The sequence below is a fragment of the Staphylococcus hominis subsp. hominis genome (assembly GCF_002901845.1).
Lineage (GTDB): Bacteria > Bacillota > Bacilli > Staphylococcales > Staphylococcaceae > Staphylococcus > Staphylococcus hominis.
This window is the reverse complement of sequence record NZ_PPQE01000005.1, coordinates 27,647-43,221: the sequence shown is the minus strand read 5'-3', so window position 1 is coordinate 43,221 and position 15,575 is coordinate 27,647. Positions and strand designations below refer to the sequence as shown.

General features: G+C 28.5%; 19 protein-coding genes. 3 read left to right on the top strand and 16 right to left on the bottom strand.

Features of this window, described 5'->3' with window-relative positions:
• Positions 1-102 precede the first annotated feature (102 nt).
• Positions 103-276 (bottom strand): hypothetical protein, encoded by a 174-nt coding sequence (locus CD034_RS00585; RefSeq protein WP_002450085.1) that lies wholly within the window; start codon positions 274-276, stop codon positions 103-105.
• A 279-nt stretch (positions 277-555) separates the two neighbouring features.
• Here CD034_RS00585 and CD034_RS00580 point away from each other — a divergent pair, with 279 nt between their 5' ends.
• Complete coding sequence (locus CD034_RS00580) at positions 556-1,596, top strand: C45 family autoproteolytic acyltransferase/hydrolase (RefSeq protein WP_002488070.1); 1,041 nt, start codon at positions 556-558, stop codon at positions 1,594-1,596.
• Positions 1,597-1,661: 65 nt separating this feature from the next.
• Here the strand turns inward: CD034_RS00580 and CD034_RS00575 are convergent, their stop codons facing one another.
• The 10 genes from CD034_RS00575 to CD034_RS11575 all read right to left on the bottom strand — a co-directional run bounded on the left by CD034_RS00575 (position 1,662) and on the right by CD034_RS11575 (position 7,930).
• Positions 1,662-2,504: a DUF4097 family beta strand repeat-containing protein gene (locus CD034_RS00575; protein ID WP_049431180.1), complete on the bottom strand. Its 843-nt coding sequence runs from the start codon at positions 2,502-2,504 to the stop codon at positions 1,662-1,664.
• On the bottom strand, positions 2,504-3,058 hold the full coding sequence (locus tag CD034_RS00570) for an HAAS signaling domain-containing protein (RefSeq protein ID WP_049431178.1): 555 nt from the start codon (positions 3,056-3,058) through the stop codon (positions 2,504-2,506). The genes CD034_RS00575 and CD034_RS00570 overlap by 1 nt, the downstream gene beginning before the upstream one ends.
• Positions 3,059-3,105: 47 nt before the next feature.
• On the bottom strand, positions 3,106-3,591 hold the full coding sequence (locus tag CD034_RS00565; protein WP_019835506.1) for a hypothetical protein: 486 nt from the start codon (positions 3,589-3,591) through the stop codon (positions 3,106-3,108).
• A gap of 145 nt (positions 3,592-3,736) precedes the next feature.
• A complete protein-coding gene (gene pmtD / locus CD034_RS00560; RefSeq protein WP_002450058.1) occupies positions 3,737-4,465 on the bottom strand; it encodes a phenol-soluble modulin export ABC transporter permease subunit PmtD in 729 nt (242 codons plus the stop codon).
• Positions 4,466-5,338: a phenol-soluble modulin export ABC transporter ATP-binding protein PmtC gene (pmtC, locus tag CD034_RS00555; RefSeq protein ID WP_002450019.1), complete on the bottom strand. Its 873-nt coding sequence runs from the start codon at positions 5,336-5,338 to the stop codon at positions 4,466-4,468.
• A 17-nt stretch (positions 5,339-5,355) separates the two neighbouring features.
• Positions 5,356-6,018, bottom strand: a complete 663-nt coding sequence (gene pmtB / locus CD034_RS00550) for a phenol-soluble modulin export ABC transporter permease subunit PmtB (RefSeq protein ID WP_002450044.1) — start codon at positions 6,016-6,018, stop codon at positions 5,356-5,358.
• Complete coding sequence (pmtA, locus tag CD034_RS00545; protein WP_002450028.1) at positions 6,015-6,914, bottom strand: phenol-soluble modulin export ABC transporter ATP-binding protein PmtA; 900 nt, start codon at positions 6,912-6,914, stop codon at positions 6,015-6,017. The genes pmtB and pmtA overlap by 4 nt, the downstream gene beginning before the upstream one ends.
• Entirely contained in the window at positions 6,911-7,291 is a 381-nt protein-coding gene (gene pmtR / locus CD034_RS00540) for a PSM export ABC transporter transcriptional regulator PmtR (RefSeq protein ID WP_002450053.1), read from the bottom strand. The genes pmtA and pmtR overlap by 4 nt, the downstream gene beginning before the upstream one ends.
• 187 nt (positions 7,292-7,478) lie before the next feature.
• A complete protein-coding gene (locus CD034_RS00535; RefSeq protein WP_002455099.1) occupies positions 7,479-7,655 on the bottom strand; it encodes an SE1626 family protein in 177 nt (58 codons plus the stop codon).
• A 179-nt stretch (positions 7,656-7,834) separates the two neighbouring features.
• Positions 7,835-7,930 carry a Trp-rich small protein gene (locus tag CD034_RS11575; protein ID WP_017175266.1) on the bottom strand — a complete coding sequence of 32 codons (96 nt, stop codon included), beginning with the start codon at positions 7,928-7,930 and terminating at the stop codon, positions 7,835-7,837.
• Between the two features lie 193 nt (positions 7,931-8,123).
• On the opposite strand from CD034_RS11575, the gene CD034_RS00530 reads away from it, so the two are divergent.
• Positions 8,124-9,410 (top strand): aminotransferase class I/II-fold pyridoxal phosphate-dependent enzyme, encoded by a 1,287-nt coding sequence (locus tag CD034_RS00530; protein WP_049431173.1) that lies wholly within the window; start codon positions 8,124-8,126, stop codon positions 9,408-9,410.
• 50 nt (positions 9,411-9,460) lie between these two features.
• Here CD034_RS00530 and CD034_RS00525 read toward each other — a convergent pair whose 3' ends face one another.
• The 4 genes from CD034_RS00525 to groES all read right to left on the bottom strand — a co-directional run bounded on the left by CD034_RS00525 (position 9,461) and on the right by groES (position 12,995).
• A complete protein-coding gene (locus CD034_RS00525) occupies positions 9,461-10,132 on the bottom strand; it encodes a type 1 glutamine amidotransferase (RefSeq protein WP_049417664.1) in 672 nt (223 codons plus the stop codon).
• Between the two features lie 182 nt (positions 10,133-10,314).
• A complete protein-coding gene (locus tag CD034_RS00520; RefSeq protein WP_002455097.1) occupies positions 10,315-10,464 on the bottom strand; it encodes a hypothetical protein in 150 nt (49 codons plus the stop codon).
• A gap of 567 nt (positions 10,465-11,031) precedes the next feature.
• Positions 11,032-12,651: a chaperonin GroEL gene (groL, locus tag CD034_RS00515; protein ID WP_002450059.1), complete on the bottom strand. Its 1,620-nt coding sequence runs from the start codon at positions 12,649-12,651 to the stop codon at positions 11,032-11,034.
• A 56-nt stretch (positions 12,652-12,707) separates the two neighbouring features.
• A complete protein-coding gene (groES, locus tag CD034_RS00510; protein ID WP_002450026.1) occupies positions 12,708-12,995 on the bottom strand; it encodes a co-chaperone GroES in 288 nt (95 codons plus the stop codon).
• Between the two features lie 175 nt (positions 12,996-13,170).
• Between groES and mroQ the strand changes: the two genes are divergently transcribed.
• Complete coding sequence (mroQ, locus tag CD034_RS00505) at positions 13,171-13,911, top strand: intramembrane glutamic endopeptidase MroQ (protein WP_002450067.1); 741 nt, start codon at positions 13,171-13,173, stop codon at positions 13,909-13,911.
• A gap of 55 nt (positions 13,912-13,966) precedes the next feature.
• On the opposite strand, the gene CD034_RS00500 is transcribed toward mroQ, so the two are convergent.
• Positions 13,967-15,472 carry an SdrH family protein gene (locus CD034_RS00500; protein WP_049431166.1) on the bottom strand — a complete coding sequence of 502 codons (1,506 nt, stop codon included), beginning with the start codon at positions 15,470-15,472 and terminating at the stop codon, positions 13,967-13,969.
• Positions 15,473-15,575 lie beyond the last annotated feature (103 nt).

The window sequence follows — 15,575 nt, the reverse complement described above, 5'->3', positions numbered from 1 at the left end:
CAATATTATTAACATTTATACTAGCTAATTGTATTTATTTAAGAGTAATAAAAAAAACCAGTAACTTCAAATGAAATTACTGGTATATGGTACATCGTTGCATTAAGCATTATTGCTTTCAATATCAGATACGATTTCTTTTGTTTTTCTTTCGATATCTTCAAAGTCTTTTTTGAAAATAAAGCCAAATACTACTACTACTACACCAACAACTAGTGCTGTAATAGCTGTAAAGCTTAATAAGAATTTAAATAAACCTTTAATGAAATCCCACATTTATGTTTCACCCCTGTACTTAAAATAAATACGTTTACATTAAATAATTTTAACATAGTTAACGTTATGATTAAATACATACCTTTTTATATATTATTTCAAACCTAAAATTAAAGATTTTTAAAAAATCAAATATTTTTTCTTTATTTATAATGAATGACATTGGTCTTATTTACACAGTGAATTACTATCATATATAAATAAACATTATAAGGCTTTAAATTTAATATAAATTATTGTTCAATATAAATAATAAAACAAATGATAGGAGGATTTTTCATGCAAGAAGTTAAGTCAGATATTATGACCTTTCGCGGATCACATTTTGATTTAGGTATCAAAACTGCTCAGTGGTTAAAACAGACGCCCTTACTAGAAAATAGAGAACGTGAATGGAAGAAGCGTATACCTCGTTTTGACATTGATGTTAATGAAACATATAGCATTTTCCAAACGTATGCACCAGAAATCTGGGAAGAATTATTAGGAATGCAAGAGATATTAAATTTACCGACTAAACAAATGATTTTAAATTTCGGTCACTATCGTTTTACTGATTTAAATGAAAGTGGATGTACAGTTTTTCAAGGTAAAGATTATATGGTTCGTAATTATGACTATCATCCTGCTACATATGATGGCAGATATCTTCTTTATCAACCAAATGATGGTGGACTCGCGCAAATAGGACCAACCTCTAGAGTAACTGGTCGTATGGATGGTATGAATGAAGCAGGTCTTGTGATGGGATATAATTTTATGCACCGTAAGCATCCTGCAAATGGATTTGTATGTTATATGGTAGGACGACTTGTCTTAGAATATTGTAAAGATGTAAAAGAAGCAATTCAATTTCTAAAAGAGTTACCCCATAGAAGTTCATTTAGTTATATTTTAATGGATAAGCATTTAAATCATGCAATTGTTGAAATTACGCCACGCTCATTTGATGTTAGATATGATAAAGTTTGTACTAATCACTTTGAAATATTAACACATGAAAATCGTAACTATACCAAAGAATCTAAAGAACGTCTTGCTCGCACAATTAGTCAAACTTCAGAAGGTATAGATAAATATACTGCGTTTAAACTTTTTAATGATCCTAAATATAATATTTATAGTAAGTTGTTTAAAAGTTGGTCAGGAACGATTCATACATCAATGTATGAACCTAAACATTTAAAAGCTTGGATGACATTAGGTGAGAATAACCCCCCTCTATCTATCGACTTTCAGTCATGGTTAGAGGGTCATGAACTTGACTTAATAGAATTTACTGGAAAGCTAGATACTGATTTAACATTTGCTACGTATTAATAAAAAAAGATTAGATAAACGTTTTAAAATTTAATTAATCAACGTTTTGTCTAATCTTTTTCATCCTATTTAATATTTATATCACCTTTAACGTTATAACACTCTATAATATTATAACTATTACCTACTTTGCTATCTTTAAAATAAGGATTCTTAATGTTATTGTCACCCATTCCTGGATGTAGTTTTAACAAGGTGTCTTTAGGCTTAGTTTTATACTCAATGTTTATATCACCTTTTTTACTTGAGCTCTTCATATCAATTTGACTTGGCATGTTTTTAAAGTCAAGTTTTCCTTCATTTGTAATGAATAACCCATTTTTCAAGGTACAATGATTAACCACAATATTAGAATTTATTACTTTAAATTGACTATTTTTAATATCACTATTTTTAATATTAATTGTTCCATGATCGCTATAATAATCAATACAATCAAGTTTAGCTTCTTTGATATTTAAATTTTCTCCGTCTTTTCTAATTCTGGCTTTTTTGATATCTATATTATTAATATTTAATTTTCCTAATTTAGCATCAATATTTAATTGTTTTAATTTATCAGGTGGAATAGTTATATGTATGTTGAACTTGCTTCTTTTAAAAGGGTTTAAATTAAAGCTATACCCTCTTTTAGAAGAACGTGATTCTTTTACATTTAAGCTGTCTTTTTGAGTGTTCACTTTTATACTATTGTCCCCGTAATATTTCACTCTAAATGAAGAACCTTGAGTAATAGTGATATCAGAACTATAACTATCTATATTCAATTTGGAGATAGATGATTGATGAAACGTTTCATTATATTTCAGTCGTTTATAAATATCTTTATCATGAACAAACCATACCAACGTTGCTGCTAGAAAAAAAACAACAAATATAACTAATCCACTTATTGTTAACTTTTTCATCACTGGATTCTTCCTTTAATTATTTTTATATACCATGATAAATATTTTAAAACAAGTTTATATAAATTCTGAACAATTTTTATTATTGCAACGAACACTAATATACCTATTCCAGCATAAGAAATACTATAAAGAAAATTACTAAAAGAGTCAGGAGTGCCTTTAAGGATACTAATAATAATTAATAAGATAGGTAAACAAATAAGCACAATTGAAATGACGAAAACAAAGGCTAGAAATATTAAGAATATTATCATTGGGATAACAATTAAGAAAAAAGAAATAACACCCAAACTTAATGATGCCATAATAGCTTTTACAATATTACGAAAGTTAGGTGTAACTTTTGCATGTGAAATTGCTTCTTTAGCTTTTATTTCTTTTCCAATAGTATAAGGATTTTTCAAATCATCTAATATTTGAGCATCTGTTTTGCCTTTTGTTTCTTGATTATAAAAGATATCTTCATATTCATTCATTACTTTATCTTTTTCTTTACGTGGTAAATCATCAAGCTCCGTTTCCAGTTCATTCAAAAAAGTAATTTTATCCATTTTCTTTCACATACTTTCTTAAAATATAAATTTATTTTTATTAACTATCAACGACTAAAGAATTCAATTCGCTTAACAATATTATCTTTATATAAAATTGATAATTTCATGTGATGATCTTTATCAAGATACACTAAAGCATCATAACCTTTACCTACCTTATCTTTGTCATAGTTATAACCTAGATTATCTATAACAGCATCGATTGGGTCACCTATATGAACATCAAAATTTGTGTTAACAAAAGTATCTTTAACTAAGATAATTCCTTTAATTTTGTGATGTTTTTTCTTGACTTTTATTGTTAAATTTTTATATTTATTATGATTATAAAAAACATACCTATCTAATTTCACATGCTTATTTAAACTATATTCTGAGTTATCAAACGTTTCATTAAGCTTTAAATGATTAATTTCTACATCACTTAAATCAACCGTTTTTTCATTTTTATAAATTGTCAATCCTAGTACAACTAATAAAGAAATGACAATAAATAAAATTGAAATAACCCATCTATTTTGAATATGCAATAGGACCACCACTTATATACTTATTTTTTTTAATATATCATAACTATGATTATATTCAAAAAATATTAAAGTACCTTTCAATGCAAATAAAACTGGCGACAAAAATTGAACGTATCGTCACCAGTTTTATTAAAAAGTTATTAATTTAAATGTCTCGTTTAGCAGCATAAAGTACATCAGCGATAAATAAAATAACAATAGATGCAATAGAAATGAACCATTGCCAATTCGTAAATTCAATACTACCTGATGATGATTTTTCTGTTAAGTAACTAAAAGGTATATATTTGAGTGATTTTTGAATATTATCGCCCCATTCAGGGATTAAACCTAAAAATGGTTGTAAAAATGGTACGATAAACACTAAAAAGATACCTAATGTAAAAATGACTGCTGGTTTTTGTACAATTAAAGTAATTAAGAATAATAATAGTCCAAAAAATAGTAAAAAGATAAGATAGAACCAAATATTTGTTAGGAATTTATCTCCATTTAAATTTTTACCATCTGTAAAAGTTTGAATAACTAAAAGTGTAACATACGTGATAAGTGTAAATATGAACGAAAAAATAATAATCGAAATCGTTTTTGCTATCACATAACCTACTCTATTTTTCACTTTATTCATATAAAGTTGAATCGTTCCTTGAGAATAGTCACGTGTAATTGTTTTAATAACAACAAGTAAACCAAAGAATAGAAACATCCAATTTGCCATTGGTAATATCATTGAATAATCGACTTTATCAGTATTTTTTGCTAATAGTACAGTCATTGCTGTGATGATACCCCAAATACATATAAGCGCGATATATGTTAAATAACTTTTTAAAAAACTTAATATATCATATTTAACTAATTGTAAACTCTTCATTTAATGGTCACCTCTTTGATTAATATTAAAGTACGTATCTCGAAGCGAATTTTTACGTGTTTCAATATATTTAGGATACACATTAATATGTGCGAGCGCTTTAAGCAATGTTCGATAATCTCGTTCTGCTTTAATAAGAATTTCTCCATTTTGTTTATAAGAATGAATAACATTAAAATGTTCTTGTAAATAATTTAGCGCTTGATCAAAATCATCATTGTCCAACGTAATAGAGGTACTTTCTTCTGCACTACCATCTTTCATATTGACATCTTGAACGAAATGTCCATCTCTTAAAAAGACAGCTCTATCACAAATTAATTCGATGTCTTCTAATTTATGACTTGAAATAAGAATTTTCATATTTAATTCATTTACTAAAGATTGTATCGTTTCTAGAACATCGATTGAGCCATCTGGATCCATGCCATTGGTCGGTTCATCCAAAATAAGATATTTTGGTTTATTCATTAATGATACAGCAATCGCTAATTTTTGTTTCATACCCATTGAATATTTTTTAACTTTTTTCTTAATATACGGACGCATACCAAAAGCATCTATAATTTTATCTGAATATGCTTTATCAAATCCTTGACCAAGCACCTGAGCAAAGAGTCTTAAATTATAAAGTCCTGTTTTATTATCATAAAGTTTTGGATGTTCAATGAGATAGCCAATATTTTCATCATCTTTTAAATTAACTTTACCTTTGTAATTAATAATATTTCCATTCATCACTTTCATCAGTGTAGTTTTACCCACACCGTTTTTACCAATGAGTCCTACAATTTTGCTATCTCCAAAATCAAAATCTATATTGTCTAAAACATTATTATTACCGTATGTTTTAGTAATATTTTCTAATTTCATAAAAGTCCTCCTTTTTTCTAGCGACGATTAACACGTGCTATTTGAATAAAATAATTTATAACTAGCCAAATCACACTTATAATAACTAATCCAATACTTAAATATTTATTAAATACATTTGGATCAAGTGCATTATGAAAGATAAATAAATTAATAGTCAAAAAGATAAATGCAATTGCCATCGGTATAGCAAGTACCATTAAAATAATATAAACAGTGTAAGAAATATATTCTCTTTTTCTTTCTGTACTTTTACTAAAGGCAATAGGAATGCTAAATAAATTTACACTTAAAAATGAAAGTGCTGTCGAATAACGCAACTCATTTACCTGAATATTTGTTGATTGAAAATTATATAATCCAATAATCAATGTTCCTAAAATCGTTAATATAATACATGTCAGATAATTTGCATTAAGCAATTCTTTCTTAGTTATTGGTAAACTTTCATAAAAAAGATACGACTCTTTTCCACCTAACCGTCTATGTACTCTAAATAATTGTCCTGAATCTAAAATGCTTATAATCATTAATGTAATGGCAAGTGGAATATATACAACGAAACCATAACTTGTTTTTGAAAAAAATAGTGTATAAATAGGATTAATAACAATAAGCACTAAATAAATGATAAGTGTCCAACGTCTTAACTTAAAATTTCTTATTATTAGTTGCTTCATGCCATCAACCCATTTCTATTTGGAGTTTCAACATCATTAGTTTCTTTCATTTTCTCAAGGTAAATCATTAATTCTTCAATCGTTGGATGTTTTATTTCAACTTGTTTTCCAAATAATTCCTTAAATGCTTGACCATGTTTTGTAAAACCGACATAACCTGTATGCTTTTCTTCTTTATATAAAAGGAGTTGATTTAATTCATCATCTAAATCTTTGTTATCACCTTTTACGATAAAATATTCCTCTTTTATATCATCACAATAGCCTTCAAGTACAAGATTGCCTGTTTTTATATATACAAGATAATCTGCTATTTTTTCTAAGTCTGAAATAATATGAGTCGAAATAAAAACCGTTTTATTTTCATCTATTAATTCTTGCTGCAATATTTCTAGAACTTCATTTCTTACAATTGGATCTAAACCTGCTGTTGGTTCATCTAATATAAATAACTCAGCGTGGTGACTTAAAGCAATGGCTAAAGATAACTTCATTTTCATTCCACTAGAGAAATGCTTAATTTTAAGATGACTTGGTATATTGAATCGCTCTAAATACTGATGGAATATATGACTATCCCACTTAGAATAAAAAGGAGAAATCATATTTTCTAGTTTTTTTATATTCCATTGTTGGTTGAAATAAATTTCTGAGTAAACAAAACCAATTTTATTTTTAATCCATTTTGCCGATTCTTTCATTTGTCGTCCTAAGATTTTAATTTCTCCAGTATTAGGTTCAAGTAAATCCATCATTAATCGAATCATTGTTGTCTTGCCAGCACCATTACTCCCAATAAAGCCCGTAACAAATCCTTGAGGAATACTGAATGAAAGATCTTTGATTTGGAAAGTTTTAGTGTTATAACTTACGTGTTTAACTTCAATCGCTTTCATTCATCTTCCTCCTCGTAAATTAAAGCTAAAACTTCATTTAATTCTTTTAGAGGCATACCAATTGTTTTTGCTTCTTTTACCATGGAACGTGCAAGATGTTCAATTACAAAAAATTGTTTTTCTTTTAAAATTGAACTGTCTTGTTCTTTTACGAATGTTCCTTTACCTCTTATTGTTGTGACAAACCCTTCTTTTTCCAAATCTTCATAGGCACGCTTTGTTGTAATTAAACTGACTTGCAAATCTTTCGCCAGTTCCCTCATAGATGGTAAGTGACTTCCAGCTTCAACGTAACCTTTTAATATATTTTCTTTAATTTGTTGTTTAATTTGTTCATAAATGGGCTGTTCACTGGTGTTTTTTAGAATAACTTTCATTTATGTCCCCCTTTACAACTGTATATAAATAATATATACAGTATATACAGATTTGTAAAGTGAAATAATAAAAATAAGATAAAATCAGTATTCTTAAGACATAAATTGTATATACACTATAAACATAGTTAAACAAAAAAACTATGATACAGTATTACAGTGGTAATTGCATCATAGTTTTCATATGTTACTTTTTATTTTTACGTCTGTCATTGCTACGATTAATAAATGCACATATCATAAACATAATGGCAGCCAATAATAACTTTATACCTTGACTTTCATGTCCAGTGGCTTGTAGATAATATCCAATGACAAACAAAACAATAGCTAAACCTACAAAAATTTTTGTTAGGTGTTTCATCATTTTTAGTCACCTCATTATAATAATTATATCAAATTTTTTATTTTATATGCATTAATCATTTATTTAATTAAAATTGAATTGTATATGTTCTATGTTAAGATAGTGTTATATCCACAAATTGCATTACACCCCCTAACTTGCCACATCAAGTTAAGGGGTTTTTGTGTAAGGTCATCTTATTTATTTTTCCACTTAGTTTCTAACCAAACTCGAAATATAATTAGCATACTCCCTGTTATAAGTGTGACTAAACCTTCTAATAACCACGACATTACACTACACCTCCACCAAGTAAAGTGTCATATCTCATGATGACCTATATATATTTTAACACATAAACAGAACATACGTTCTATTTATGGATAAAAGCACTTCTCCGATTTATTTTTTATTAGAAAACTTTATATTTTGTTTAATTCAAGATAATATATAATGTGAATAACAATTTAAAGCGAGGTTATGAAAATGAATCCTTTAGCACAACATTTAAACGATCAACTAGTCGATGACAGTCCTGAAATATTAAGCATGTTATCGACATTAGGTCAATCTATGTTTTATCCCAAAGGTATTCTGTCTCAATCTGCAGAAGCTAAATCAACAAAATACAATGCAACCATTGGTATGGCAACTAATGATAAAGGAAAAATGTATGCAGATACATTATTTGATGTCTACAATCATCTTTCGCCTGATGAGATTTTCCCATATGCTCCGCCACAAGGAATTGAAACTTTAAGAGATTTATGGCAACAAAAAATGTTAAAAGAAAATCCTAGTTTAAAAGCTTCATCTATAAGCCGTCCGATCGTGACGAATGCATTAACCCATGGTTTATCTTTAGTTGCTGACTTATTTGTAAATGATGAAGATACAATTTTATTACCAACACATAACTGGGGAAACTATAAACTTATTTTTAATACAAGACATAAGGCAAATATTGAAACTTATGCTATTTTCGATCAAGATGGACATTATACAACAAACTCACTTGTATCTACTTTAGATAATTTTAAACAAGATAAAGCTATTATTATCTTAAACTATCCTAATAATCCAACTGGCTATACACCTACTAAAGAAGAAGTTCGTACAATTGTCTCAGCAATTGAACGCTTAGCAGAAAAAGGAACTAAGGTGATTACAGTTGTAGATGATGCATACTATGGTTTATTTTATGAAGATGTCTATACACAATCTATTTTTACTGCAATTACTCAATTAGATTCAAAAAACATTTTACCGATACGCCTTGACGGTGCAACTAAAGAATTTTTTGCTTGGGGTTTACGTGTTGGCTTTCTTACATTTGGATTAAGTAATCAAAAAGCTAAAGACGTATTAGAGGCTAAAGTTAAAGGATTAATTAGAAGTAATATTTCAAGTGGAGCAATGCCTTCTCAAAGTGCAATTAAATATATACTAGAGAATCATGAACAATTTGATAAAGAAATTCAAGCTAATGTAAAAACATTACAAGAACGTTATGAAGTAACAAAAGAAGTGGTTTATGATGAAAAATATAAACAACATTGGCAAGCATATGATTTTAACTCTGGATACTTTATGGCACTTAAAGTAATCGGTGTTAACCCAGAAAAACTTCGTGTTCATTTAATCGATAACTATTCAATTGGTATTATTGCACTTAATGATACAGATATTCGTATTGCTTTTAGTTGTGTTGAAAAAAACGATATTCCACATGTTTTTGATTCTATTGCTAAAGCAATTGATGACTTAAAATAACATAAAAGTATAATAGCGAGAGACCTAACCAGGAAGGTTCTCGCTATTTTTTAATGACTTGTAATAAAATCTAACAATTTAAACATTACTTCTTTATTCTCTCTTGGTACTTCTTGGTTAAGAATCTGGTCTGGCGTTTGATTTAATACGGAATCAAACACGTATGGAGCATCATTCATGACAATCTCTTTTATATCATGAGCACCTGGTTCAAAATGAAATTGTAGTCCGATAATATTATTATTCAAAATAAATCCTTGATTTTTTAAATATTGACTTGAAAATAATAATTGTGCATTTTTAGGTATATAAAATGTTTCTTCATGCCAATGTAATGCCATCAATTCTTTTGGAATATTAGGAATGATGGATGACTCACGATAAACTTTATTCCAACCGACTTCTTTTACTGGAGATTTTCCTACAGTATATCCTAGGGCTTTAGTAATTTGTTGAGCGCCAAAACATATACCAAATATTGGCTTATTTTGCTGTATTAAATTGCGAATTAATTCTCGTTCTTCAAAAATCCATTTATCCTCATTATTAGGACTCATGGGTCCTCCTAAAATAATAAGTAAATCTGTTTCTTTAACATTGGGAAGGATACCACTATTAAAATAAGGATGATAAATATATAATTCATGGTGATGCTCGGTAGCCCAATCTCTGATAACTCCAGGACCTTCATTAGGGGTATGTTGTAAAATATTAATCCTCATTGTTGATTCTCCTTTAAAAGTCAATGTTTATTTATATCTTTGCTATCATTATACTTCGAAACACTTAAAATAAATACTATAAAAATTATATAATTTTTATATTTAAAAAACTTTTATAAGCACTCCAATATATAAAAGGAATCTAAGACAATCATTTTTTGCCATAGACTCCAATATAAAACTCATACTTTTCTATTTTCTATTAAGTCACTATAGTATTTAATAGGGTTCATTCTATCTTTCCATCTAATATAAATCAGTGTTCCACCATGTTTTTTGAGTTTTTCATTACTAGCACCACGTTCAAATGAAGACGCTAGTTCAATATTCATATTAGGATTAACATTTAATAATTTTGCATACCATTTAACCCATACATCACCTTTGACTGGATCATTTTGAATTAACTAATCAATATTTCAGTACAGATTCACTTTATAATCAAAACCGTCAGAAAATTAAATAACAACATAAATATAAAAAGCAAGAATTCTTTTATCACTATATTAATCTATATTATTATTTTGATTATTAAATTTAGCATTTTTATTTATTATCTTTTTTTCAATTTGTATATTAAATAAAATTGTTAAAAATCAAAAGATGTAAAATTTCGACAAGTTTTATGTAAAAATTGTTCAAATTATATTTAAAGATATCAGTGAAATTAAATAAGTAATTAAAGAATATATCTACTTTTTTAATACAAAAAACTAACATTAAAAATGGCTGATTTTGCATAAAACAAAACCAACCATATCTTTTAATTATTTACTTGTCTATTTGACTGAGCGCACTTCAAAATGAACTTATCAGTCTTTTTATTATATTTTCTAAATTTCTATAACCATGACCAGTAAAAACACAAAACATTGATATATCAACATTTATAGGTGTTTTTACATCATACCTGGCATACCACCCATTGCAGCATTGTCATTACTTTCAGGTTCTGGAATATTTGCAACTACCGCTTCAGTAGTTAAGAACATTGCAGCAACACTTGCAGCGTGTTGTAAAGCTGAACGTGTTACCTTAGTAGGATCTACAATACCTTCTTCAAGCATATTCACCCACTCGTTTGTAGCAGCATTGAATCCGACACCTGCATCAGCATGTTTAAGTCTTTCAACAATAACTGAACCTTCTAATCCAGCATTTTCAGCAATTTGGCGTACTGGTGCTGATAAAGCTTTAAGTACAATATTAACACCTGTCGCAACATCGCCTTCCGCTTCTATTTCTTCAACTTTATTATAGATATTAACTAAAGCTGTACCACCACCTGCAACAATACCTTCTTCAACTGCAGCGCGTGTAGAATTTAATGCATCTTCAATACGTAATTTACGTTCTTTTAATTCTGTTTCAGAAGCAGCACCTACTTTTATCACTGCTACACCACCAGCTAATTTAGCAAGACGTTCTTGTAATTTTTCTCTATCAAAGTCTGAATCAGTTTCTTCAATTTGTGCTTTGATTTGACTTACTCGTGCATCAATACTGTTATCGTCTCCATCACCATCAACAACAGTTGTATTATCTTTTGTTACTTCTACTTTATTTGCAGTACCTAACATATCAATAGAAGCATCTTTTAATTCTAATCCTAAATCATCTGTAATCACTGTTGCACCAGTCAATATTGCTAAATCTTCTAACATTGCTTTACGACGATCACCAAAGCCAGGTGCTTTAACAGCTACAGCAGTGAAAGTACCTCTCATGCGGTTTAATACAATATTTGTTAATGCATCACCTTCAACTTCATCTGCCACGATTAAGATTGGTCGGCTTGATTGAACAACTTGTTCTAATAAAGGTAATATATCTTGGAATGATGAAATTTTCTTATCTGTAACTAAAATATATGGTCTTTCTAATTCCGCAATCATTTTATCAGAATCTGTTACCATATATGGAGATTGATAACCTCTATCAAATTGCATACCTTCTACAACTTCTAATTCCGTATCAAGTCCATTAGATTCTTCAATTGTAATAACACCGTCATTACCTACTTTATCCATTGCTTCAGAAATATATTTACCAATTTCTTCATCAGCAGCAGAAATTGCACCTACTTGTGCGATTTCATTTTTATTTTCAACTTTTTGAGAAATGTCATGTAATGCTTCAACTGCTACTCTGACTGCTTTATCAATGCCTTCACGTAAACCAACTGGATTTGCACCACTTGTTACGTTTTTCAAACCTTCTTGAATCATTGCTTGTGCTAATACTGTAGCAGTTGTAGTACCATCACCAGCAATTTCATTTGTTTTATTTGCTACTTCTTGAACTAACTTAGCACCCATATTTTCATATGGATCTTCTAATTCAATTTCTTTGGCAATTGTTACACCATCGTTTGTAATTAAAGGTGCAACATATTCTTTATCTAATACAACATTTCGACCTTTAGGACCAATTGTTACTTTAACAGCGTTTGCTAATTTATCCACACCACGTAACATTGCTTGTCGTGCATCTTCTGAAAATTTAAGATCTTTAGCCATTTATACAACCTCCATTAATATTAATCCTGTTTTTCGACAATTTTATATAGTTATTTTTACTTTTCTATAATTGCTAATATATCTTCTACATTTAAAATTAAATAGCTTTCTTCTCCACGTTTAATCTCTGATCCAGCATATTCTTGAAATACTACTGAATCACCTTCTTTTACTTCGGGAGCAACTGTCTCACCATTATCAAGAAGACGTCCGCTGCCTACTGCAACTACAACACCTTCGTTAGATTTTTCTTTTGCGCTATCAGTTAAAACGATTCCACTTTTAGTTGTTTGTTCTTGTTCTTTTCTTTCGATAATCACACGATTTCCTAATGGTTTAAGCATGATTGTTCCTCCTTAGCAGGGTCTATTTAGCACTTTAATATAATGAGTGCTAATCTAATTTTTATAATAATCAAATTTGGTCAATATATCAAGTAAAAACCTTCTCTTACTTTTTGTACATCTGAGTTTTTTACGATAAAATAATGATTATTGATATTTAATCTGGAGGTTTCAAATGGCAAGAATTTGGGTGGCAATACTAACATTAATTATATATGCTTTAGCACAATTTTTACCCTTAGTTCTAGCACAAACGCCTATATTTAGTCGTTTATCAGGTATGGCTTTAGCTAGGGCTGGGGTGTATACTCAAGTTATCTTATTTATACTTGCAGCAATTTTAATCATCTTTTTTCATTTCAAAATTAAGAATCCTACAAACTTAGAGCAAGAACATAAAGAATCAAAACGTTATATTATCCCATGGGCTATACTTGGCTTTTTCATAGTTATGTTATATCAAGTTATTGTAGGTGTGATTAACATATGGATTTTCGGTCAACCACAACAAAGTCCAAATACTCAACGAATAATGGCTGTAGCAAAACAACTTCCTATTTTTATTATATTAATTTCTGTTGTAGGGCCTATTTTAGAAGAATATGTATTTAGAAAAGTGTTCTTTGGTGAACTATATGATCGAATTAAAGGAAATAGAATCATTGCCTTCTTAATTGCTTCTACCGTAAGTTCTTTACTTTTTGCATTAGCGCATAATGATATTAAATTTATTCTTATTTATTTTGGTATGGGGATGATACTTTCGTTAGCTTATACTTTAACAAAACGAATTTCTGTGCCGATACTTATTCATATATTTCAAAATGGCTTCGTTGTAGTAATGCAATTTTTCCTTGGCGATTCATTAAATCATTTGAAACAACAAACTCAATTTATTATTCACTTGTGTAATTAGCACATAATTTATCTTAATAAATAAAAGCATCGAATGCTCTAGACATTTGATGCTTTTACTTTTTTTTCGTTTTTAAATTTTGATATACATAAATTATCATTACAGTGGAAGATATTAAAATTAAAGTAGGAATCAGTATCATATTCAAAGTTTTTATATATGATTTTGATTCTGTTTTTTTATGAGAAGAAGTAATGACTTTTTTATGTTGTTCTTCTTCTACTTCATCCTTATGAATTGTTTTTGGCTTTTTTAAATCAGGCATAGAGCCAATGTCACTTGTAATTAATGATAAAACTTGCTCATCTAAATTTTTATAATATTCTTTAGCATTAAGTGGATTAAAATATTGAAATCTAAAGTATTGAGAATCCTCTTGTAATATATTTAGATTTTGATTATCAAATTTTTGTTTCTTAATTAAACGATTAAAATCTTTATTTGTTATCTTTTCACCATTATCATCTAAATGATTAATCTTATTAATAATATAAGGGTTGTACTTATAAGCACCTTTTGCATATTGATTAAACCTATTTAAGATATTTTCTGAAAATCTTGACTCTATTTGATATGCATTTCGATAAGTGGATTCTTTTCCTCTATCACTTTGGAAATATAGATTATTTTGCTTTAAATGTGTTGGTTCAAAATTATTATGATTGTTTTCAACTAGTTGTCGTGAAACCAATTGGTTAAACATTGTTTTGGAAATACTATTTTGAGACTTATCCTTTTGATAAGTAGTTTTTGAGTAAACATTGGATGAAGTATTATCATTATATGGTTGTATGATTTGATTTTGTTTCGACTTCATTGATTTAGACCTTACATTTTGATGTTCTTCTTGCTTAAAAATAGTTGAATCATCATTTTTATAATTTTTACTTTTTTGTGCTGTTTTATATTTAGTATGATTTTTTTCTTTAGAAGATGACGTGTTATTTTTATGAATATGTTCTATTCCACTCTTTTGTTGATTCTTATCATTAACTTTTTCTTTTTTTAGTTCTTCAAGGCTATTAGTTTCGTCGCTTTCTTTTCGTGATTCTTCTGCTGTTGATTTTTCTGTGCTATTAGTCTCGTCGCTTTCTTGTTGGGACTCTTCTACTGTTGATTTTTCTTTACTGTTAGTCTCGTCACTTTCTTGTTGGGACTCTTCTACTGCTGATTTTTCTGTGCTATTAGTCTCGTCGCTTTCTTTTCGTGACTCTTCTACTGTTGATTTTTCTTTACTGTTAGTCTCGTCACTTTCTTGTTGTGACTCTTCTACTGCTGATTTTTCTTTACTGTTAGTCTCGTCGCTTTCTTGATGTATATTTTCTATTTTTGGTTCTTCTGTGTTGCTAGTTTCATCACTAGTATAATTAAATTTTTTTATGTTTTCCTTACTTAGTTTAATTTTAGATTGCTGAGTATCAGAAGTTTTTTGTAGGTTTACTTTCTGATCTACGCCTTCACTCTCTATATTAGAAGAGGTTTCAGCATAACTATAGTGACTAAATATAATTGTACTTATAGCAAAAATAAGACTTGTTCGAATAACTTTTTGTTTTATCATTCTGAGACCTCCTCTTATTTTTAACAATTTTAGTATAAAGAAATAAAAAATATCATGCATGTATATAAACAAATTGATAAAAAACATTAATATTTATGAAATT

Coding starts and splice junctions, on each gene's coding strand:
- CD034_RS00500 (WP_049431166.1), bottom strand. CDS start 15,472: ATGATAAAACAAAAAGTTATTCGAACAAGTCTTATTTTTGCTATAAGT.
- CD034_RS00535 (WP_002455099.1), bottom strand. CDS start 7,655: ATGAAACACCTAACAAAAATTTTTGTAGGTTTAGCTATTGTTTTGTTT.
- pmtR (WP_002450053.1), bottom strand. CDS start 7,291: ATGAAAGTTATTCTAAAAAACACCAGTGAACAGCCCATTTATGAACAA.
- CD034_RS00520 (WP_002455097.1), bottom strand. CDS start 10,464: ATGAATATTGAACTAGCGTCTTCATTTGAACGTGGTGCTAGTAATGAA.
- CD034_RS00525 (WP_049417664.1), bottom strand. CDS start 10,132: ATGAGGATTAATATTTTACAACATACCCCTAATGAAGGTCCTGGAGTT.
- CD034_RS00575 (WP_049431180.1), bottom strand. CDS start 2,504: ATGAAAAAGTTAACAATAAGTGGATTAGTTATATTTGTTGTTTTTTTT.
- mroQ (WP_002450067.1), top strand. CDS start 13,171: ATGGCAAGAATTTGGGTGGCAATACTAACATTAATTATATATGCTTTA.
- CD034_RS00585 (WP_002450085.1), bottom strand. CDS start 276: ATGTGGGATTTCATTAAAGGTTTATTTAAATTCTTATTAAGCTTTACA.
- CD034_RS11575 (WP_017175266.1), bottom strand. CDS start 7,930: ATGTCGTGGTTATTAGAAGGTTTAGTCACACTTATAACAGGGAGTATG.
- CD034_RS00570 (WP_049431178.1), bottom strand. CDS start 3,058: ATGGATAAAATTACTTTTTTGAATGAACTGGAAACGGAGCTTGATGAT.
- pmtD (WP_002450058.1), bottom strand. CDS start 4,465: ATGAAGAGTTTACAATTAGTTAAATATGATATATTAAGTTTTTTAAAA.
- CD034_RS00580 (WP_002488070.1), top strand. CDS start 556: ATGCAAGAAGTTAAGTCAGATATTATGACCTTTCGCGGATCACATTTT.
- groL (WP_002450059.1), bottom strand. CDS start 12,651: ATGGCTAAAGATCTTAAATTTTCAGAAGATGCACGACAAGCAATGTTA.
- CD034_RS00530 (WP_049431173.1), top strand. CDS start 8,124: ATGAATCCTTTAGCACAACATTTAAACGATCAACTAGTCGATGACAGT.
- pmtB (WP_002450044.1), bottom strand. CDS start 6,018: ATGAAGCAACTAATAATAAGAAATTTTAAGTTAAGACGTTGGACACTT.
- pmtA (WP_002450028.1), bottom strand. CDS start 6,914: ATGAAAGCGATTGAAGTTAAACACGTAAGTTATAACACTAAAACTTTC.
- groES (WP_002450026.1), bottom strand. CDS start 12,995: ATGCTTAAACCATTAGGAAATCGTGTGATTATCGAAAGAAAAGAACAA.
- pmtC (WP_002450019.1), bottom strand. CDS start 5,338: ATGAAATTAGAAAATATTACTAAAACATACGGTAATAATAATGTTTTA.